General features: G+C 69.5%; 16 protein-coding genes and 2 pseudogenes. 13 read left to right on the forward strand and 5 right to left on the reverse strand.

Going from position 1 to position 19,768, the window contains the following annotated elements; translation table 11 throughout:
• The first annotated feature begins 45 nt into the window (after positions 1-45).
• The gene (locus AB0M88_RS32410) at positions 46-894 is read left to right on the forward strand and encodes a shikimate dehydrogenase (protein WP_364109084.1); all 849 of its coding nucleotides are present in this window, start codon (positions 46-48) and stop codon (positions 892-894) included.
• Between the two features lie 4 nt (positions 895-898).
• On the opposite strand, the gene AB0M88_RS32415 is transcribed toward AB0M88_RS32410, so the two are convergent.
• Both AB0M88_RS32415 and AB0M88_RS32420 read right to left on the reverse strand, forming a co-directional pair.
• Positions 899-2,116, reverse strand: a complete 1,218-nt coding sequence (locus tag AB0M88_RS32415) for a CoA transferase (RefSeq protein WP_364109086.1) — start codon at positions 2,114-2,116, stop codon at positions 899-901.
• Positions 2,117-2,137: 21 nt separating this feature from the next.
• Positions 2,138-2,908 carry an IclR family transcriptional regulator gene (locus AB0M88_RS32420; RefSeq protein ID WP_364109088.1) on the reverse strand — a complete coding sequence of 257 codons (771 nt, stop codon included), beginning with the start codon at positions 2,906-2,908 and terminating at the stop codon, positions 2,138-2,140.
• Positions 2,909-3,097: 189 nt separating this feature from the next.
• Between AB0M88_RS32420 and AB0M88_RS32425 the strand changes: the two genes are divergently transcribed.
• From AB0M88_RS32425 to AB0M88_RS32450, 6 genes are read left to right on the forward strand one after another with little or no spacing between them, the layout of a single operon-like run.
• Positions 3,098-4,555: an aldehyde dehydrogenase family protein gene (locus tag AB0M88_RS32425; RefSeq protein WP_364109090.1), complete on the forward strand. Its 1,458-nt coding sequence runs from the start codon at positions 3,098-3,100 to the stop codon at positions 4,553-4,555.
• Positions 4,555-6,270: a thiamine pyrophosphate-binding protein gene (locus AB0M88_RS32430; RefSeq protein WP_364109092.1), complete on the forward strand. Its 1,716-nt coding sequence runs from the start codon at positions 4,555-4,557 to the stop codon at positions 6,268-6,270. The genes AB0M88_RS32425 and AB0M88_RS32430 overlap by 1 nt, the downstream gene beginning before the upstream one ends.
• 28 nt (positions 6,271-6,298) lie before the next feature.
• Positions 6,299-7,441, forward strand: coding sequence for an ABC transporter substrate-binding protein (locus tag AB0M88_RS32435; protein ID WP_364109094.1), 1,143 nt, complete (start codon positions 6,299-6,301; stop codon positions 7,439-7,441).
• Between the two features lie 60 nt (positions 7,442-7,501).
• Positions 7,502-8,371: a branched-chain amino acid ABC transporter permease gene (locus AB0M88_RS32440; protein ID WP_364109097.1), complete on the forward strand. Its 870-nt coding sequence runs from the start codon at positions 7,502-7,504 to the stop codon at positions 8,369-8,371.
• Positions 8,368-10,158, forward strand: a complete 1,791-nt coding sequence (locus tag AB0M88_RS32445; RefSeq protein ID WP_364109099.1) for a branched-chain amino acid ABC transporter ATP-binding protein/permease — start codon at positions 8,368-8,370, stop codon at positions 10,156-10,158. Before AB0M88_RS32440 ends, AB0M88_RS32445 begins: the two co-directional genes overlap by 4 nt.
• Complete coding sequence (locus tag AB0M88_RS32450; RefSeq protein ID WP_364109101.1) at positions 10,155-10,871, forward strand: ABC transporter ATP-binding protein; 717 nt, start codon at positions 10,155-10,157, stop codon at positions 10,869-10,871. Before AB0M88_RS32445 ends, AB0M88_RS32450 begins: the two co-directional genes overlap by 4 nt.
• On the opposite strand, the gene AB0M88_RS32455 is transcribed toward AB0M88_RS32450, so the two are convergent.
• Positions 10,856-12,706, reverse strand: a complete 1,851-nt coding sequence (locus tag AB0M88_RS32455; protein ID WP_364109103.1) for a TIM barrel protein — start codon at positions 12,704-12,706, stop codon at positions 10,856-10,858. The two genes, AB0M88_RS32450 and AB0M88_RS32455, sit on opposite strands and share 16 nt — an antisense overlap.
• Before the next feature lie 74 nt (positions 12,707-12,780).
• Here AB0M88_RS32455 and AB0M88_RS32460 point away from each other — a divergent pair, with 74 nt between their 5' ends.
• The 3 genes from AB0M88_RS32460 (at position 12,781) to AB0M88_RS32470 (ending at position 17,147) form a co-directional block, all read left to right on the forward strand.
• Positions 12,781-13,425 carry a TetR/AcrR family transcriptional regulator gene (locus tag AB0M88_RS32460; RefSeq protein WP_364109105.1) on the forward strand — a complete coding sequence of 215 codons (645 nt, stop codon included), beginning with the start codon at positions 12,781-12,783 and terminating at the stop codon, positions 13,423-13,425.
• A gap of 632 nt (positions 13,426-14,057) precedes the next feature.
• Entirely contained in the window at positions 14,058-15,692 is a 1,635-nt protein-coding gene (locus AB0M88_RS32465; RefSeq protein WP_364109107.1) for a PAS domain S-box protein, read from the forward strand.
• 729 nt (positions 15,693-16,421) lie between these two features.
• Positions 16,422-17,147 (forward strand): hypothetical protein, encoded by a 726-nt coding sequence (locus AB0M88_RS32470; protein ID WP_364109109.1) that lies wholly within the window; start codon positions 16,422-16,424, stop codon positions 17,145-17,147.
• 201 nt (positions 17,148-17,348) lie between these two features.
• Here AB0M88_RS32470 and AB0M88_RS32475 read toward each other — a convergent pair.
• Positions 17,349-18,065 (reverse strand): annotated as a pseudogene (locus AB0M88_RS32475) (AAA family ATPase); the annotation flags it as partial.
• 233 nt (positions 18,066-18,298) lie between these two features.
• Here AB0M88_RS32475 and AB0M88_RS32480 point away from each other — a divergent pair.
• Positions 18,299-18,424 (forward strand): hypothetical protein, encoded by a 126-nt coding sequence (locus tag AB0M88_RS32480; RefSeq protein ID WP_364109111.1) that lies wholly within the window; start codon positions 18,299-18,301, stop codon positions 18,422-18,424.
• Here AB0M88_RS32480 and AB0M88_RS32485 read toward each other — a convergent pair.
• Positions 18,400-18,573 (reverse strand): annotated as a pseudogene (locus tag AB0M88_RS32485) (ISL3 family transposase); the annotation flags it as partial. The gene AB0M88_RS32480 and the pseudogene AB0M88_RS32485 sit on opposite strands and share 25 nt — an antisense overlap.
• A gap of 343 nt (positions 18,574-18,916) precedes the next feature.
• Here AB0M88_RS32485 and AB0M88_RS32490 point away from each other — a divergent pair.
• Both AB0M88_RS32490 and AB0M88_RS32495 read left to right on the forward strand, forming a co-directional pair.
• Positions 18,917-19,090, forward strand: coding sequence for a hypothetical protein (locus AB0M88_RS32490; protein WP_364109114.1), 174 nt, complete (start codon positions 18,917-18,919; stop codon positions 19,088-19,090).
• Positions 19,087-19,578 carry a Type 1 glutamine amidotransferase-like domain-containing protein gene (locus AB0M88_RS32495; RefSeq protein ID WP_364109116.1) on the forward strand — a complete coding sequence of 164 codons (492 nt, stop codon included), beginning with the start codon at positions 19,087-19,089 and terminating at the stop codon, positions 19,576-19,578. The genes AB0M88_RS32490 and AB0M88_RS32495 overlap by 4 nt, the downstream gene beginning before the upstream one ends.
• The last annotated feature ends 190 nt before the right edge of the window (positions 19,579-19,768 follow it).

The raw sequence follows: 19,768 nt of genomic DNA on the forward strand, positions 1-19,768 counted from the left end.
CGATAACTAACGTACCAGTTCGTACAAAAGCTCGGAGGTGCCTCGGTGACCAGCGAGCGGTATCTGGTGGGTCTCATCGGCGCCGGTATCGGCACGTCGCTGAGCCCGGCCCTGCACGAGCGGGCGGCTCGTCGCCTGGGCGTGCGGTACTCCTACGAGATCATCGACATCGACAAGATCGGAGCCTCGCCGGCCGACGTGGGCGAGCTGCTCACCGCCGCCCGGCGGCTCGGATTTCGCGGGCTGAACATCACGCATCCGTGCAAGCAGGAGGTCGTGAAGCACCTCGACGATCTCGCCGAGGAAGCCGCCGAACTGGGCGCGGTGAACACCGTTGTCTTCGAGAACGGCCGGTCGCTCGGCCACAACACCGACCGGTACGGCTTCGGCACCAACCTGGCCCGCACGCTGCCCGGCGCCGCCCTCGGCCGGGTCCTGCAGGTGGGTGCCGGCGGCGCCGGGGCCGCCGTGGCCTCGGCGATGATCCGCGCCGGAACCCGGCAACTCCTGCTGGCCGATGCCGACCCGCGACGATCCCGCGCGCTGGCCGACCGGCTGAACGCCGAAGCGATACCGCTGGACGCCGTCGCCGGCCTTCTGCCGGACGTCGACGGCCTGATCAACGCCACTCCGGTCGGGATGGAGGGCCACCCCGGCGTACCGGTCGATGCCGGCGCCCTGCGCGCCCGGACCTGGGTCGCCGACGTGATCTATCGGCCGCTGGAGACCGAGCTCATCCGGGCGGCCCGCGGCCGGGGCTGCCCCGTGGTGCCGGGCGGCGGCATGGTCGTCTACCAGGCCGCCGAGGCCTTCCGCCTCTTCACCGGCCACCGCCCGGACGGCGACAAGATGTTCGCCGACTTCCTGGAGCTGACCGGGACCGGCGATGCCTGAGCCGTCAGCGCCCGGCTTCTCCGGCCAGCAGCCGCGAGCCCTCGCCGCGCCAGCGGTGCAGCAGCTCCGGCAGCTCGTCGTTGTGTTCGCCGAGCATGGGAGGCGCGGTCGCCGGGCGCAGCGGGACGTTGTCGAAGAGCACGCCGCTGCCGCTGACCCGCATCGTGCCGCCCTCGCCCGGTGTCCCGGGCGGAAACGGCACCGCGGTGAGGAATCCGCGGTCGTCCAGTTGATCGACCGCCACCGCCTGCGGAACGGTGAGGATCCGGGCGGCGGGCACCCCCGCGGTGCCGAGCCGCTGCTCCCACTCCAGTGCCGGGCGCTCGCGCAGCGCCTCGTTGAGCAGATCGTTCAGCTCGTCGCGGTGCGCCTTGCGGGCCTCCCGCTCGGCGAACCGGGGATCGGCCGTCAACTCCGGGCGGCCGACCAGGTGGCACAACGTCTCGAACTGCTCCTGCCGGTTGGCCGCGATATTGAGCGGCCCGTCCGCCGCCTCGAACGTGCCCGACGGTGCGGCGGTGGCGTTCTGATCGCCCATCGGGGCCGGCTCGACCCCGCCGATCAGATAGTTGGAGACGGTCCATCCCATCGCCGAGAGGGCGGCCTCGAGCATCGACACGTCGAGGAACCGGCCCCGCCCGTCGGCGCGGCGGCCGGCCAGCGCGGCGGCGATGGACATCGCCGCGGTCAGGCCGCCCAGGGTGTCGGCCACCGGAAAGCCGACCCGCAACGGCACGGTCTCCGGCGTTCCGGTCACGCTCATCATGCCGGAGAGCCCCTGGATGATCTGGTCGTACGCCGGCGCCTGGCTCATCGGGCCGTGCTGGCCGAATCCGGAGATCGCGCAGTAGATCAGGGCCGGGTTGAGCTCGCACAGCCGGTCCCAGCCGAAGCCGAGGCGCGCCAGCACGCCCGCCCGGTAGTTCTCGACCAGAACGTCGGCGTGGGTGACCAACTCGGTGAACACCTCGCGCCCGTCCGCCGCCTTCAGGTCGAGCTCGATCGACTTCTTGCCGGCGTTCTGGGCGAGGAACGAGGTTCCCAGCCCGGCCGCGTTCAGCTGCGGATCGGGACCCAGGTGCCGGGCCAGGTCCCCGCGGCCGGGCACCTCCACCTTGACCACCTCGGCGCCGAGCAGCATCAGGTGATAGGTGCAGTACGGGCCGGCGAGAACGTTCGTCAGGTCGAGGACACGGACACCGTCCAGCGGACGATCGTGCATGCGCGACGCTCCTTCGAGGGGTTAGTACGACGAGCCGAGCGGGTGTTCGAAGCCGCGCTCGGTGATCTGCGCGGCCGCGGCCTGCAGGTCCTTGATGAAGTCGGTGACGCGGTCGTCGGTGAACCGGACCGTCGGGCCGCTGAGCGAGAGCGAGGCGACCACGGTGCCGGAGCGGCCGACGATCGGCACGGCGACCGCGGACAGGCCCTGGTCGCGCTCGCCGTGGCTGACCGCGTACCCCTGGGCGGCCGCGGTCTCGGCCCACTCCCGCAGCTGGTCGGCGCGCTCGGGGCCGTACGGGGAGGACCGGGCGATGCGCTCCAGCAGCTCGGTCGAGGCGTTGCGCAGCAACACTTTGGACGACGCGCCGCCCCACAGCGGCAGCTCGTCGCCGACCTGCACCACGTGCCGCAGCGGCTGCGGGCTCTCCTGCTGGGCGATGCAGACCCGGACGATGTCGCGGACGACGTAGACGTTGACCGTCTCCCGCTGGCGGGCGGCCAGTTCGCGCATCATCCGCTGGGTCTCCGGCGGCAGTTCCCAGCTGCGCCGGGCCAGGTGCGCCCAGCGCCACAGGCCGGGGCCGGCCATGTAGCCCGAGCTGGTGGCCCACAGCAGGCCACTCTGCTCGAGCGTCTGCACGATGCGGATCACGGTGGTCTTGGCCAGGCCGGTCGCCGCGACGATGTCTCGCACGGCGATCAGCGGACGATCCTCGGTCAGCAGCGACAGGATGTCGAGCGCGCGCTGGATGCTGCGCACGCCGCCGCTGTCGGACGGGGCCTCGGTCACGGTGGCTCACTCTCTTTCGCGAAGTCGGACACCGACGATTCTGCCGCCCGGTCAGCGACTTCATCGGTCCGTAACTTTTCCGCTTCGACCTATTGCCAGTGGCTTGGGGCCAACCGTACGTTACACCGGAGTCCGTAGAGCGGTCCAGATATGCGCTCGAAGGTCCACCTAGCGGTCTTTGGAGGTCAAATGATCGAGACGATCGGCGTGGCGCCCGCGCCCGCGCTGCTCGGCGGCAAGTGGATCGACGACGGACCGGTCGCCGAACGGATCGGCCCGTTCACCCGCACCGTGGTCAGCCGGGCCGTGGTGGCCCGACCGGCCGACGCCGCGACCGCCGCCGAGTACGCGAAGACCGCCGCGCGCAGCGTCGGACGGCTCGCGCCCGCCACCCGGGCCGACATCCTGGACCGCGCCGCCGCCCTGGCCACCCGGCGACGCGCGGACATCGCCCGGCTGATCGCTCTCGAGCTCGGCAAGCCGGTCAAGGACGGCCTCGGCGAGCTCGACCGGGTCGCCGACACGTTCGCCGTCTGTGCCGCCGAGGCCCGCCGCATCGGCGGCGACGTGCTGCCGGTCGCCGGCTGGGCCCGCGGCGTCGGCAACACCGCCCTGACCTACCGCGCCCCGGCCGGCGTCGCGCTGGCCATCACCCCGTTCAACGCGCCGGCCAACCTGCTCGCCCACAAACTCGGCGCCTCGTTCGCGGCCGGCAACAGCACGATCGTCAAGGCACCCCCGCAGGCTCCCGCGACGTCGGCCGCCGTGGTCGCGCTGCTTCTGGAGGCGGGCGCGCCGGTCGAGGCCGTGCAACTGCTGCACGGCGGCGGCGACATCGGCGCCGCGCTCTGCGCCGCCCCCGAGGTCGCGGTCATCAGCTTCACCGGCAGCGCCGAGACCGGCGAAGCGGTGGCCCGCGCGGCCGGGGCCAAGCGCCTCGTGCTGGAACTGGGCGGCAACGCGGCCACCATCGTCTGCGACGACGCCGACCTCGCGGCGGCGGCCCGCGGTTGCGCGCGCACCGGCTATACCAACTCGGGGCAGAGCTGCATCTCGGTCCAGCGGATCTATGTTCCACGCCCGCTGATGAACGACTTCGTCGATCTGCTCACCGCCGAGGTCGAGGCGCTGAAGGTCGGCGATCCGCTCGATCCGGCGACCGACGTCGGCTCGATGGTCGACGACGCGGCGGCCGCGCGGGTGCTGTCGTGGGCCACCGAGGCGGTGGAGGGCGGCGCGCGGATCACGACCGGCGGCACGCGCGACGGCGCCACGCTGAGCCCGACGGTGGTCGCCGAGCCGGCCGCCGACGCGTCGATCGTGGTCCGCGAGGTGTTCGGCGCGCTGGTCACCGTGCTGCCGTTCGACGACTTCGACGGCGTGCTGGCGACCTGCAACGCCAGCCGGTTCGGACTGCAGGCCGGACTGTTCACCCGCGACATCGGCCGCATCCTGACCGCGTGGCGCGAGCTCGAGGTAGGCGGCCTGATCGTCAACGGGTCGTCCAACTACCGGCTCGACCACGTGCCGTTCGGCGGGGTCAAGGCGTCCGGGTTCGGCCGGGAGTCGCCGCACCACATGGTCGAGGACTACACGGTCGTGAAGACGTTGATGCTGCGCGGGATGTCGATCTGGGGAGAGAGCTGATGGGTACGCCAACCGCCGCCGACGCGCTGGTCGAGCAGCTTCGTTCGTACGGTGTCGACCGGATCTTCGGCACCTGCGGGCACACCAACATCGCCCTGCTCGACGCGATCGGGCGCAGCGACATCGAGTTCGTCATCGCGCGTCACGAGCAGACCGCGGCCCACGCCGCCGACGGCTACGCCCGAGTCACCGGCAAGCCGGGTGTGCTGCTGATGCATGTCGGCCCGGGCATGATGAACGCGGTCACCGGCGTGGCCACCGCCGCGCTCGATTCCGTCCCACTGGTCGCGATCTCCGGCGACATCCCGTCCTACATGTATGGCCGGCACCCGCACCAGGAGGTCAACCTCCACAACGACGACGACCAGACCGCGATCTACCGGCCGTTCGTCAAACGGGCGTGGCAGGTGCACCGGGTAGAAGATCTGACCCGGTTCACCGAGCGGGCGTTCTGGACCGCCACCAGCGGACGGCCGGGCGCGGTCCTGCTCAACGTCCCCATGGACATCTTCTCCCGCCCGATGCCGGACGCCGTACCGGTCTATCCGCTGCCGGCCGCGGCGACCCGCCCGGGCATCTCCGCCGCCGACGCCGAGGCGATCGCGGCGGCCCTGGCGTCGGCCGAGCGGCCGCTGATCTACGTCGGCGGTGGAGCCGGCCGGGCCGATCTTCGCGAGCTCGCCGAGCACCTCGGCATCCCGGTTGCCCATTCGCTGATGGCCAAGGGCCTTTTGCCCGACGATCATCCGCTCGTGCTGGGCATGACCGGCTTCTGGGGACTGGAGGTCACCAACGAGTACGCCCGGTCGGCCGACCTCGTGCTGGCCATCGGCACCCGGTTCGCCGAGACCGATGCCAGTTCCTGGAATCCGGCCTACACCTGGCGCTTTCCACCGTCGCGGCTGATCCAGATCGACATCGACCCGGCCGAGATCGGGCGCAACTACCCGGTCGAGATCGGCGTGGTCGCCGACGCGGGCCCGGCGATCGCGGCCATCTCCGAGGCCGTGCGGCGCCGGCCGGCCGCGCGGAAGGACCAGTCCTGGATCAAAGCAGCTCGGGACGAGCTCTTCGCCGGCAGCGCCGAACGTGGCCGCAGCGACCAGTTCCCGCTGCGACCGGAGCGGATCCTCGCCGACGTGCGCGCCGCGCTGCCCGCCGACACGGTGCTCGTGACCGACGTGGGCTGGAACAAGAACGGTGTCGCCCAGTGCTACCCGCTGCCGCCCGAGGGCCGGTTCATCACGCCCGGCGGCGCGTCCACGATGGGCTTCGGCCCGGCCGCCGCCCTCGGCGTGCAGCTCGCCCAGCCCGACCGGGTGGTCGTCGCGCTGGTCGGCGACGGCGGCATGAGCGCCCAGCTGCCGGCCCTGCCGATGGCGGTCGAGCAGGGCCTGCCGGTGATCTTCCTGGTGATGAACAACCGGTCCCACGGCACGATCTCCGACCTGCAGGCAAGCAACTTCGGCCGCAGCTACGGCTGCGACTTCACCGACCCGGACGGCAACCCGTACAGCCCCGACTTCGCGGCCCTCGGCCGCGCCTGCGGGGCCGACGGATACGAGATCTCCGAAGCGGCCGGGCTGACGACCGCGCTGAGGACGGCCGTGGAACGCCGCCGCCCGGCGGTCATCGACGTGCCGATGGTCAACGAACCGGTGCCGACGCCTGGGCACTGGAACATCAAGGACATCTATCAAGGCGTCTTCGAATGATTCCCCCGAAATGATCGAGGTGACGCACATGATGAGACGATGGGCCGCCCTCGCTGCCCTGGGCATTCTCTTCGCGGCCGGCTGCAGCGCACCCGGCAGCAAGAACAACGACGCCGGCGGCGACAGCTCCGGGCCGATCAAGATAGCGGTCGCCGACGCGCAGAGCGGCCAGCTCAGCTCGCTGGGCGCGTGGGAGCTCAAAGGGGTCAAGCTGGCGGTCAACCAGTGGAACGCCAAGGGCGGCGTCAACGGCCGGCAGATCGCGCTGACCGTCTACGACACCCAGGGCGACCCCACCACCGGGACCAACCTGGCTCGCAAGATCAGCTCAGAGGGCAACGTCGCGCTGCTCGGCACCGCCGAGAGCGCGGTGACGATCGCGATGGCGCCGATCCTGAAATCCGAGTCGATCCCCAACATCACCTCCGGCCAGTCGCCCGGTCTCGTCGCGGTCGGCAGTCCCTTCCTGTTCCTCAACGGCCCGACCAGCACCACCTACGACGAGACCCTGGCCAAATACGTCGTCGACGCCAAGGGCCTGAAGTCGATCGCGATGATCAGCAACAACGGGTCGTACGGCAAGGGCGAGCACGACGCCTTCCTCAAGTCGCTGTCGTCCCGCGGCATCAAGCCGCTCGCCGACCAGGTGGTGACCACCGACCAGAAGGACTTCAGCGCCGCCCTCTCGACGATCCGCCAGAAGAAGCCGCAGCTGATCTTCCTGGGCGCCGAGGAGGTGGAGTCGGGACTGATCGTCAAGCAGGCCCGCGACCTCGGGATCACCGCTCCGTTCGCGGGCGCCGCGCCGCAGGGCACCCCCGTCTTCCTCAACACGGCCGGGGCCAAGAACGTCGAGGGCACCATCGTCAGCTCGCCCTACCTGAGCAACGACGGGTCCGACGCCTCCAGGCAGTTCGCGGCCGACTACAAGGCCGCCTACGGCGAGGACGCCGAACTGCACGGGGCCAAGGCGTACGACGGCGCGCAGATCCTGCTCACCGCCCTGAAGACCAGCAACGGCGCGACGGGTCAGAAACTCGCCGACGCGATCCGGGCCACGAAATATCAGGGCCTGCTCGGCAGCTTCAGCTTCGACAACACCGGGGTCGGCATCTCCGCCACCTCGATCGGCACCATCCAGAACGGCAAGCTGGTCGCCGCTTCCAGCTGACACCCGGCCGGCCGGCGACCACAAGCCGGCCGGCCCCGACCAACGCGCCGAGGGGCAGCGATGCAGATATTCCTTCAGACGATCATCGGCGGGATCAGCCTGGGCGCCGTCTATGCGTTGATCGCCCTCGGCTTCTCCCTGGTCTACCGCACCATGGGGCTGGTCAACTTCGCCCACGGCAACGTGGTGACGGTCGGCGCGTACCTCGCGTCGACGTTCTACCTGACGGCGAAGCTGCCGTTCGCGGTGGCCATGCTGGTCGCGATCGTGGTCACCGGGGTCATCGGCCTGGTCATCGAGCGGGTCCTGCGGCCGTTGGAGAACCGGGACTTCGACCTCATGCTGATCGGCACGATCGGCTTCGGCATCGTGCTCGACGCGCTGGTCATCCTGATCTGGGGCGCGACCGGCCGGGCGGTGCCGTCGCCCGTCCCGTCCGCCCCGCTCGACCTGGGCGGTCTGCGCATCCGCACCTACGACCTGGTCGTGCTGGCCATCGCCGCGGTCGCCACCGTCCTGCTCGTGCTCTTCCTGTCCCGCACCAAGCGCGGCACGGCCATGCAGGCGGTCGCCATGGACCACGAGGCGGCCACCGCGGTCGGCATCCACGTGGGACGCAGCAACGCGATCGCGTTCATGATCGGAGCCAGCCTGGCCGCGCTGGCCGGCGGTCTGATCGGCCCGCTGCTCTACGTCAGCCCGGCACTCGGCGGCACCCTGGGCATCAAAGGCTTCGCGGCCGCGATCCTGGGCGGATTCGGCAGCATCCCCGGCGCGATCGTCGGCGGCCTGGCGATCGGGGTGCTCGACTCCTACGCGGCCGGCCACTTCCAGGGCTACTCCGAGCTGGCGACGTTCCTGGTCTTCACGGTGATCATCATGATCCGGCCGACCGGCATCTTCGGCGAGCGGACGGTGAACCGGGCATGAGAACCCGCTACCGGCTGCTGATTCTCGCGCTCATCGCGGTGCTGGCCTGGCTTCTGCCGTACGGGCTCAACTCGTACACGATCCACGTGGCCAACGTGATCCTCATCTTCTCGGTGCTGGCCGTCGGGCTGGGCCTGTGCATGGGCATCGGAGGCCAGGTCAACCTCGCCCAGGTCGCGTTCTTCGGTGTCGGGGCGTACGCGACGGCGATTCTCACCACCAAGGCCGGCCTGGGCTTCTGGCTCGGGGCGATCCTCGCCGTCCTGGCCACCATGGCGGTCGGCCTGATCGTCGGCACCCCGGCGCTGCGCGTGCAGTCGCACTACCTCGGCATCGTTACCCTCGGCCTGGCGCTGGCCTTCACCAACTGGGTCACCAACGCGCAGGTCGCCGGCGGTGCCGAGGGCATCTCCGGCATCGCCGGCCCGACGATCCCCGGCATCGACCTCACCAGCGAATACCTCTACTACTACCTGGAACTGGTCGTCTTCGCGGTCATGCTCGCGTTCGGCCTGTTCGTCGTGCGTACCGGACTCGGCCGGCGCATGCGCGCCACCCGTGACGACTCCCTGGCAGCGGGCGCCCTCGGCGCCGACGTCCCCGTCCTGCGCATGACCGCCTTCCTGCTGGCCAGCATCTACGGCGGCGTCGCCGGCGCGCTCTACGCCGGACTCATCCAGTACGTCTCGCCCGACTCGTTCAGCATCTCGACCATGTTCCTGCTGCTCGCCATGGTGATCATCGGCGGCCGGCAGAGCCTGATCGGCTGCGTGGCGGGCGCGATCGGCCTGTCGGTGGTGCGGGAAGTGCTCTCCGACCATCCGACGATCGCCCAACTCGCCTACGGCGCCGTGGTCGTGCTGGTCGTGGTCTTCGCCCCGAGCGGGCTGGCCGGCATCCCGACACGCTGGCGGGCGGCGTTGGCCCGCCGCCGGGGACACACGGTCTCGGCGGCCCGCCTGCGGCCCTTCACCCCGTACGCCGGGGAGCCGTCCCCGGACGCACCGGCGACGACGATCCTGCGGGTCGACGGGATATCCAAGGAGTTCCGCGGGCTGCGCGCCCTCGACGAGGTCTCGCTGAGCGTGGCGGCGGGCGAGATCCGGGGAGTGGTCGGGCCCAACGGGTCCGGCAAGACCACACTGTTCAATGTAGTCAGTGGCTTGTATCGGCCCAGCCGCGGCCGGATCGAGTTCCGGGGCCGGGACATGACCGCGCGGGCGCCGTACCGGCTGGCCCGGGCCGGGCTGTCGCGGACGTTCCAGAACCTGCGGCTCTTCGGCGATCTGACGGTGCGCGAGAACGTCATGGTCGCCCTCGATCGCACGCGCACGCTGTCCAGTTGGCGCTACGTGATCCGGCCGCTGCACGTGTGGCGCAGCGACCGGGGGCGACGCGCCGATGCCGACGAGATCCTCGAACGGTACGGCCTGACCGAGTTCGCCGGCCTGCAGCCGCGGGCTCTCCCGTACGGCATCCAGCGCCGGGTGGAGATCGCCCGCGCCGTCGCGGCCGGGCCGGCACTGCTGCTGCTCGACGAGCCGGCGGCCGGGCTCAACGGCGACGAGGTGCGCCAGCTGTCGGAGATCGTGCGATCCATCCGCGACAGCGGCGTCACGGTCGTCATCATCGAGCACAACATGGGCCTGGTGATGTCACTGTGCGAGCGGATCACCGTGCTGGCCGGCGGCCGGATCATCGCCGAGGGCACCCCGGGCGAAGTGGTCGCCACCCCGGCGGTGATCGAGGCGTACCTCGGCGACTCGATGGACGGAGTGACCCTGTGAACGACGCGACACTCACGGTCGAAGGGCTGACCGTCCACTATGGCGGCGTGTGCGCCGTACGCGATCTGAGCTTCAGCGTGCCGGCCGGCGAGGCCGTCGGGGTGATCGGCGCCAACGGCGCCGGCAAGACCTCCACGCTCAAGGCCGTGATGGGCCTGATTCCGCGCCGGATCACCGCTCTGCGCTTCGGCGACACCGACCTCACCGGCGTCGCGGCCCGGCACATGGTGCGGCACGGCATCGGGTACGTGCCGGAAGGACGTCACGTCTTCGCCGGGCTGTCGGTCGAACGCAACCTCCTACTCGGGGCCTACGCCCGGAAATGGAACGCGGAGACCCGGGCCACCCTGGCCGAGGTGTACGAGCTGTTCCCCGTGCTCGGTGAGATGCACGACCGGCTGGCCGGAGCCCTGTCCGGAGGCCAGCAGCAGATGCTGGCCATCGGCCGGGCGCTGATGTCGAAGCCGCGGCTGCTGCTCCTCGATGAGCCGTCCATGGGCCTGTCACCGAAGCTGGTCGAGGACATCCTGGCGGTGCTGCAGCGCCTGCGCGCCGACGGGCTGAGCCTGCTGCTGGTCGAGCAGAACGCCAAGCTGACCTTCGAGGCGACGAGCACCTGCCTGGTCGTCGAGAACGGCGAGGCGGCGATGACCGGCGCCTCGGCCCGGCTGCGTCACGACCCGCAGGTCCGGCGCATCTATCTCGGACTGTGACCGGCCTCGGCCCGCAGGCGCTGGTAGCGGTGGGCGGCCATCCGGACCGGCTCGTTGGCGAAGCCGTAGCCGCGATAGCCGGAAACCCGTTGCACGATCTCGACGAATATCCGGGTGCCGGCCATCGGCGTGAACAGTTGCAGGTAGTGGCCGTATTCGTCGCGGTCGTACATCGCTCCGAGGGTGCGTAACGTCCGGGCCAGGCCGGCCGGCAGGTCGATCCGCGCTTCGAGGTCGTCGTAGTAGTTGGCCGGGATGGGCAGCGGGGCGACGCCGGCATCGATCAGCGCCGTGCCGGTGCGGGCCAGGTCGTCGCTGGCCAGCGTGATGTGCTGCGGGTGGGGGATGGCCGGTGCCCAGTCGCCGCGCCGCAGAACCGGGACGCTGAGCGCCAGCCGCACCCGCCGGTCGTGGTCGCGGACGGCGAGCGCGCGGATCAGGCCGAACGGGGCCGCGAACTCGCCCGCCTCGTCGCCGGTCAGGCCGAGCACGCTGCGGTAGAACAGGGTGGCCTCGTCGAACCGGTCGAACGGCTGGGCCAGCGACAGGTGGTCGATCGCGGTGATCCCGGTTTCCGCCGCCTTCGGCTCGCCGGTGGGCAGGAAGTCGCCGAGCCACCCGGTTCCCGTTTCCTCGGTGCGGCTTTCCTCGGTGCGGCAGAAGAACACCTCGGTGCCGTCCGGGGCGGCCACCGCGGTCAGGTCGGCCTCCCGCTGCCCGCGGCGCCGGGGCAGCGGCTGAGCCAGCAGTTGCGCCGCCCGGCGGGCCGACTGCTCGGGCCGATCGCTCTCGAGCGCGAACGCGCGGATCGCCGCCGACGCCTCAGGCAAGTGCACAGTGCCGGAGTTGAGCAGGATCCGGGCGCGCTGTTGCTCCCACAGCTGGACCGGCTTGGAGCGGTGCTGCCCGGTGTGGGTGAAGCCCAGCGCCCGCAGCAGCTGTTCGAGGGCCGGACCGGACTGCCCGTCCACGCCGATCTCGGCGAAGGCGACGCCGGACAGGCCGGGCGCCGGGATGAGGCCGGGTTCCATGCGGTCCGCCAGGGCGATCAGCGAACGCCGGGCGTCGACTGCCGTACGCCGCGGATCGGCCTGCCGGAAGACGTCGTTGAACACCTCCAGCGACAGCGGCCCGGCGTAGCCCGTGGCCAGCACCGCCCGGGTGAAGCCGACCAGGTCGAGGCCGCCCTGCAGCGGGAACAACCGGTGGTGGCGGCTCCACTGCAGCACGTCCATGTGCAGTCGCGGCGCGTCGGCCAGTTGCAGGAAGAAGACCCGGTCGCCGGGAAGCTCGGCGATCTCGGCGTAGTCGTCGGTGCGGGAGAGCACGTGGAAGCTGTCCAGGCACAGCCCCAGGGCGGGGTGTGCGGCCCGGCGCACGATGTCCCACGAGTGCTGCCAGGTGGAGACGTGCCGGCCCCAGGCGAGGGCCTCGTAGGCGATCCGCATGCCGCGCTCGGCGGCCAGCTCGGCCAGGCGGCGCAGCTGCTCGGCGGCCAGCGCGTCGTCGTCGACGGTGTCCGGAGCGACCGAGGAGCAGACCAGGATCGTGTCGGTGCCCAGCTGTTCCATCACGTCGAGCTTGGCCCGCATGCGGCGCAGCACGGTGGCGAACCGGTCGGGAGGTGCTCCCTCGGCGTCCCGGAACGGCTGGTAAAGCTCGATGGCCAGACCGAGGTCGGCGACCCGGCGGCGGATGTCGGCCGGCGAACAGGCGGAGGCGATCAGATCGTTCTCGAAGATCTCGACGGCGTCGAAACCGGCCGCCGCGGCGGCGTCCAGCCGGTCCTCGAGGGCGCCGGACAGGCAGACCGTGGCGATGCTGGTGCGGGCCAAGACGCCCTCCCGTACGGGTAATGTACGAACCGGTACGTACACGATAGCGATGCCGCCCGCTAGAGTCGACCCACATGACGGCCGAGGCGGCGAAGGAGCGGGTGCGGGACGCCGAGCGTACCCGCGCCGAGATCATGGAAGTGGCCACGCGGGAGTTCGCCCGGCAGGGCTACGACGGCGCCCGGGTCGACGAGATCGCGGCGAAGACCCGCACCACCAAGCGCATGATCTACTACTACTTCGGCGGCAAGGAGGGCCTCTTCCTGGCGGTGCTGGAGCAGGCGTACCGGCACATCCGCTCGCTCGAGCAACAGCTCGACGTCGACCATCTGGAGCCGGTCGAGGCGTTACGCCAGCTGGCCGAGCTCACCTTCGACCACCACGAGTCGCATCAGGACTTCGTGCGGCTGGTCGCCATCGAGAACATCCACAACGCCGAGCATCTGCGCCGCTCCGAGTCGCGGGAGGTGCTGGCCGCGCCGGCGCTCGACGTGCTGTCGCGCATCATGGAGCGCGGTCGTGCCGCAGGACTGTTCCGCGACGACCTCGACGCCCTCGACGTGCACATGGTCATCAGCGCGTTCTGCGTCTTCCGCGGCGCCAACCGCTACACCTTCCAGGCCATCTTCGACCGCGACCTGCTCGACCCGAAGCTGCGGGCCCACCTGCGCCAGATGCTCGGCGACATGGTCGTCGCCCACGTGACGACCTCGCGCTGACGTCGACGGCGCCCACTGAACCGGCATGGACGGCACTACACGCGGCGTTCGACCTTTCTGACCAGGCACATCGACAGTTGGTCCGATCGCGACCCGGTCCAGAGGTTGCATCGAGCGATCTATCTCGACCCCGCTTTGCTGAACCGATAACTGAGAGACCAAACGTCGAAGTCCTTGACCCCGCCATTCCGGTCCGGTCGAAGCTACTCTGCGGCACGAGCGCTGGCCCGCGGCCTCGTGCCGTTTCGCCCAGTCAATCGTGATTGCCTGGCCCAGTCGATACGAAAGCCCGCTTCCGGCTGGCATCGTTCTAAGCCGGGCCTCGGGGACCTCCTCGTCCCCGTCCTCCGCGTCGACCGCAGGATCTTCCTGCCCGAGCCGGCCGGGTGAACGCCCAGACACTGCTCGGGTCAGGTCCGCACCCGCATGACCGGCTCAGCCGGTGCCCTACGGCTCGGGCATGCACACGCTGGTGCTGATTCCGCACGGCGAGAACGACACGAACGCGCGCTGCGCCGCTTCGCGGTCGGGTACCTCATCGAGTCGCTTTCCGTGTTGTATAGACGGCGCAGTCATAGCGCTACGTATATCTCGACATGGACACCCGGCAACGCCGCTGGTAGTAGTTAGGCGTGCTGAGGGCCATCGAATGGTTTGTGCTGGGAATCGGTAGCGCGGCCGCCATCCTCTACGGCGTCCGTCGTCACCGACCCGCCCGGACGGGACCCTGGCTGCTGCTCGCCGGCGCCATCGTGGCGAGCGGCGCCGGTGACGTGTCGACCGCGTTGAACCGGGCCGGCGTGGCCAATGTCTGCTTCTACGCCATGTGTGTGCTGGTCGCTTGCAGTCTGCTGCAGCTGACCCGCGTCGGTGCGATTCTCGTCGACCGGGCACGGCTCATCGACCTGCTGGCGTTCGCGTGCTCGGCGCTGCTGGTGGTCTGGGTGTTCGTCATCGGCGATGCCGGCCAGATCGGGAACGTCTCCGCGGCGTACGTCATCGGAGCTCTGCTGCTCCTCGCGGTTGTCGCCCGCCTGCTGATCGCCGTGGGCCGGAACCTCTCGGCCGTGCTGCTGGTCATCGGTGCGGTGGGTGTCCTGGTCAGTGACATCGTTCAGCCGCTGTGGCCGGGCCGGCTGAGCGAGTCCGGGTTCGTGGTGCTCTACCTGGCCTGGGGCGCCGCCGCGCTGCACCCGTCGATGGTCAGGCTCACCGAGCCCGCGGCGCCGCGTCCGCGCCCGTGGCGCGTGCGATGGGCGGCGTTGCTGGGCGTCTCCGTCGCCACCCCGCCGGTCGTTCTGCTGATCGAGGCGGTCCACGGCACGGTCGCCGATGGCGTGGTGATCGCCGTCACCAGTGCGATCACACTTCTCCTGACCATCACGCGGCTGACCGACTCGGTGACCCTGAACGGCCGGGCCTTGACGCGTGAGCGCGGCTTGCGGCAGGCGAGTGCCGCGCTGGTCGCCGCCGCCGACACGCCGGCCGTGGAGGAGGCCGTCCGAGCCGCGATCGCCCAGCTCATGCCACCGGACGCTATCCGCAGCACCGTTTTCGCCATCGACGACCGCCAGCTCACGCTCGAAGCGGCGCCCGGCCCCGAGGCCGGCCCACCGCGCCGCAGCTGGTGGATCGAGGACGCGGACCACAACTACGCCACGCTGGTCTGTCCGCTCTGGCTGGAACCGCTCGCCGTCGCCCGGCCCGGCGGCGGAGCCCTGATCCTGACGGGTCGCCGGGACACTCTCACCGCCACTCGCGACACCCTTGAGGTACTGGCCGGTCAGGCGGCGCTCGCGCTGGATCGCATCTCCCTGGTGGAAGCGGTCGGCCGCCGCGACAGTGACCTCTATCTGCGCGCGGTGATCCGGAACAGCGCGGACATCATGGTCGTGATCGACGAGGACCGGCGCATCCGATACGCCAGTCCTTCGCTGCGCGAGCTGCTCGGCGCTGACGACCTTCCGCCGCTGGCCGCATTGGATGATCTGGTGCACCCGGACGACCGCAACCAGCTGCGTCACGCCTTCCGCAACTCCAGCGACGGAGTGGTGTTCTGCTCGCTGCTACGAGCTGACGGCAGCCAGGTGCTGGTCGAAGCCACATACCGCGACCTGCGCGAGGACCGCTTGGTCCAAGGCTTTGTGGTGACGATGCGGGATTTTACCCAAGGCCATGAGCCGGACGAGCTGCCCCGACGTAACAACCTGGACGAGTTACCGGCCGGGGTGAACCGGCGCAGCGCTTGGCTCAAGTTCCGCTACTAGCGCCGACCATCAGCCGGAACGTGGCGAAGCGCCGGATACCTGACAGCGGACTGCGGTCAGACTGGGGCAAGCCTGGCCGCACCGCGGCGACAGTGGCTCGATCGGAAACACTGAAGACGGTTACAACTCACCCTGCGTCAACGTCGGGCGTAAGCACCAGTGCGCTCGGCGCGGCAGATCCGGATGCCCGTGTCATGAGGGACTGTACGTCGGTACTCCGCGCGCCAGGCCGAGCGTGACAACTTCATCGACCGCGGCGCTCGATCGGCGGCAGATTAGTGCGGCCGACTGTCATGAATTCACGCCGACGCTGTCGTGTGTGGAGGCGACCTTCATTCTACACCTGGCACCTTTTAATTGCGAGTGGCGTGCATAGGAATGGCATGGCGACGCGATCTCTGTTGACCACATTCGGATCCTGTAAAGATCGCGATCGATATTCGGTAGCTCCTTCTGTCGTCAACACCTAATGTGGATATGACGAAGGGGGCGACAGAATGCGCTGCCAACCTTGTGGATTCGAGAGCATTGCGGGCACTGCTCACCGTGCGCGGTGCCGAGCGGTGTCGCCACGGCCGTGGCGGACGTGCGGGGAGCCGACCGAGCTGGCGTCGGCGGTGCGCCCAGCGTGTAGTGCGCCGATGTCCGGGCCGGCGTCGTACGGGCCTGGCCGGACCAGGCGCTCGTCGCGGTCCACGCCAAGCGCCGCCATCACACTTGGATACGCGCATGGATGCTGACCGCGACGATCGTCGCGCCGCAAGCGTGGGAGAGGAAATGTGTAACGCGCCGCCGGTCACCGTGCAATTCAATCCGGTGTGGGCCGCGCTCACCGGGCGTCAGGCCGATATTGCTCATCGAAAGGGTGATGCCGTACGTGTAATAGGCAGCGACGTGCCGATGGCCGCGCTGCGCGACCCGCAGGACCCGTCGGCTTGGGACACACTCCGCTCGTTGTTGCGAGACGGTGAAGCCGCCAGCGTGATGGCACATCAGCTTGTCGTCCCGAGGAACTGGGAAGTTCTCCATGAGCGGGTCGTCATGCAGCTTGTGGCAAAGCCGGCAACGGCGGAGCCCAACCTCGACGCGTCAGTCTTCACCGGGATGGGGCTCACCGACTGGGAGACGATCGACCGGATCGGAACACCGGGGCCGATGCCATGGTCCGCCCGCATCGCACTTAGACGCCGGGGTCGGGTGATAGCGATTGCCGGCGATCGGCTGAAGCTCGAAGGATGGACCGAGATCGCCGTCGGCGGAACCGATCTGACCAGCCGAGGAAGATCCAAGCTCGTCCGCCTGGCCGTCGTTCAGGCTGCTGCCGTCCGTGTCCGTGGCGATGAGCCATTCGTCTACGCGCCGGCAGATGACGTCAGGCTGCTCCACGAACTCCAACAGTTCGGATTCCGCGTCTGTGCGACCGGAAGGTTCGCCCACGTGCGACCTCGCAGCTGACGGCGCGCCCCGGCCGGCCGGGCCGATATCGCTCGGATACCACACTCGCTGCACCGTAGTTCCGACCGAACCGAGAAGATCGGCACCTGGCAGAACGTTGGCCCGAGCACGGAATGGCTCCGGTTGTCACGGACAATTTGGCACGCATCGTCGTCGGCGTTGCGTGCCGAATTTGCCATCCGCCTACGCTACTTTCCCAGCTTCCTCCACAAGCTGCACCGGGATCAAGGTTCCGCCGGCCTGCACGGCCGCGTCGAGGCGGAGCCCACCTCGGACGGCGAAAAAGTGTGGGTTTTGGTAGAGAACCTCGATCTCGCCGTCGCTCTCAGTGGACGACGTCTGCCGTACCCGATGGGGATCGAGGAGACAAGTCGGCGCCTCTGGCCATTCGATGATGCGGGCAACGATATCGGCGGGGGTGGCGCTGGTCGTGTCGCAGATCAGGTCATAGTTCTGCAACCGGGTCTTGTCGGCGCCATAACGGGCGAGGAAGCGCTGCCGCTCGCTCTCGCTGCGCGCCGCCAGCTGCGTGCAGGCATCCTCGAGGCTGGTGTACTGCTCGACCGGGCCGCCGGCGCGGCCCAGCACCCGCCGGGCCGCCACCACAGGGTCGGTGACCAGATGGACCTTGTACGCGCCGCCGAAGAAGTGCCAGGCGAGGCGGCTGTCGACGACCAGGGGCTCGCCAGAGGCGGCGATGTCGTGCTGGAGCTGATCGATGTAATGGTCGATTTTGTCGTCGAGCTCGGCGTGCAGATTGAATTGGAGCGCGGTCATGCCGTGCTCGGCCGCCATCTGCCGGTAGAGGTCGCCAATACTGACCCGGCGTACTCCCAGCCGTTCGGCCAGCGCCACTGACACCGTTGTCTTGCCGCTGCCGAGGTCGCCGTTGAGGACGACCGTCCGAGGACCGGTCATCGATCAACTGTACGTGGTCAACGCCGCCGCCAAACCCCTCAACCGATCGCGTCGACAATTCCCATCAAGAGAACGTACGCCTGGAACCAGACGTGGTCGTACCCGCTGTCATCGGCATGTCCACGCATCCGGACCAGCGCAGGTCGTACGGAGCGTGACGGCGGCGCCAAGGCCGAGCGCGGTCGGCGGCATGTCCGGATGCCCGTCGCGCCAAGAGGGGACATCATCCTCCGGTGGAGGAGCTGATAGATCTGACCGGCCGCTGGTGGGACTGGCGGGTGGACCTTTGGGACTCGTCAACGCTTCGGCTTGTCGCGGACAACGACCTGACCTACCAGGTCGCCTCGACCTCGACGTGAGCGTCCTCGGCGAACAGAGCGTTGATCCGGTCGATCTGCTTGTCGGTGAGCAGCCCGGCGCCGGTGTGCAGGGTGCGACGGGTCTTGTAGATCGGGTCGTCCTTGAAGCCGCGGTGCCCGTGGATCTGCAGTTGGACCCGGAGCCGGCACCTGGTGTCTTGGCGCCACACGTGCCCGCACTCGCGGCACTGGTAGCGACGCACGGCGACCTCCATCAAGCCGAGCGAAGGCGGTCAGGTCGGGCCGGCCGAAGCCGGCCGGCGGGGTAGCGTCGGACACGTCGAAGTCTTCCAGATGGTGAGCATGAGAACTTCCATCTTCGGGAGGCCTCGACTCCTACCGCGGGACCGACGCGCCAGCCGGGCGATCGCATGACCACCCTCAACGGCCGCAGAACAGGTGCGACGCGGCGTACGGCCAGGACGGGGGCGCGCCCTTCGATCAGATCGGTTACGGTGCCCGGATTCGGGAAGACGAGATCGTAGGATAGACATGAAGCTTCTTCTCACCTCCGCCGGCATCAAGAACACGAGCATCGCCAACGCGCTCGTCGAGATGCTGGGCAAGCCCATCGCCGAGGCCAGCGCCCTGGTGATCCCAACGGCGGCTTACCCCGCGGGGGGGGTCCGGCTGCCGCGTGGCGCATCGTCTCCGGCCGCGCGATGACTCCGCTGTGCGAGATCGGCTGGAAGTCTCTCGGCCTGCTCGAGCTCACAGCGCTCCCCAGCATCGACGCGGCGCAGTGGATCCCCATCGTCCGGGAAACCGACGCTCTTTTGGTGGGCGGTGGCGATCCGCTGTACCTGGCGCATTGGCTGCAGCAGTCCGGCGCGGCTGACGTCCTGCCTTCGCTGCAGGACACGGTGTGGGTCGGGGTGAGCGCCGGGAGCCTCGTGGCGGCGCCCCACCTAGGCCAGGACCTGAGTGACTGGCAGTCGCCGACGGGCAGCGTCGAGGCACTGGGGCTGGTCGACTTCGGTATCTTTCCGCACCTCGACAACCCGAACATGCCGGAGTTCGGCCTAGCCGACGCGGAGCGCTGGGCCGCCGCGCTCGACGTGCCGGGCTACGCCATCGACGACCAGACCGCCATCACCGTCATCGACGGCGAGGTCGCTGTCGTCTCCGAGGGTCACTGGAAGCTGTTCGACTGACCAGTCCTGCTGATCTACACCCTCAACTGGGAAGAGCCGGTATTGCTCAGCACAGCCAGGGGCACCAGAGCGGTGCCGTCCGAATGGGAACGGATTGTTTCGCCCCGGGTTTGATGGAGACATCGAAGCCTGGGAGAAGATTTAGCTATGCCGGCACCGAAGAAGTACCCCGATGAGTTGCGTGAGCGGG

The organism is Actinoplanes sp. NPDC051411, assembly GCF_040682075.1.
Classification (GTDB): domain Bacteria; phylum Actinomycetota; class Actinomycetes; order Mycobacteriales; family Micromonosporaceae; genus Actinoplanes.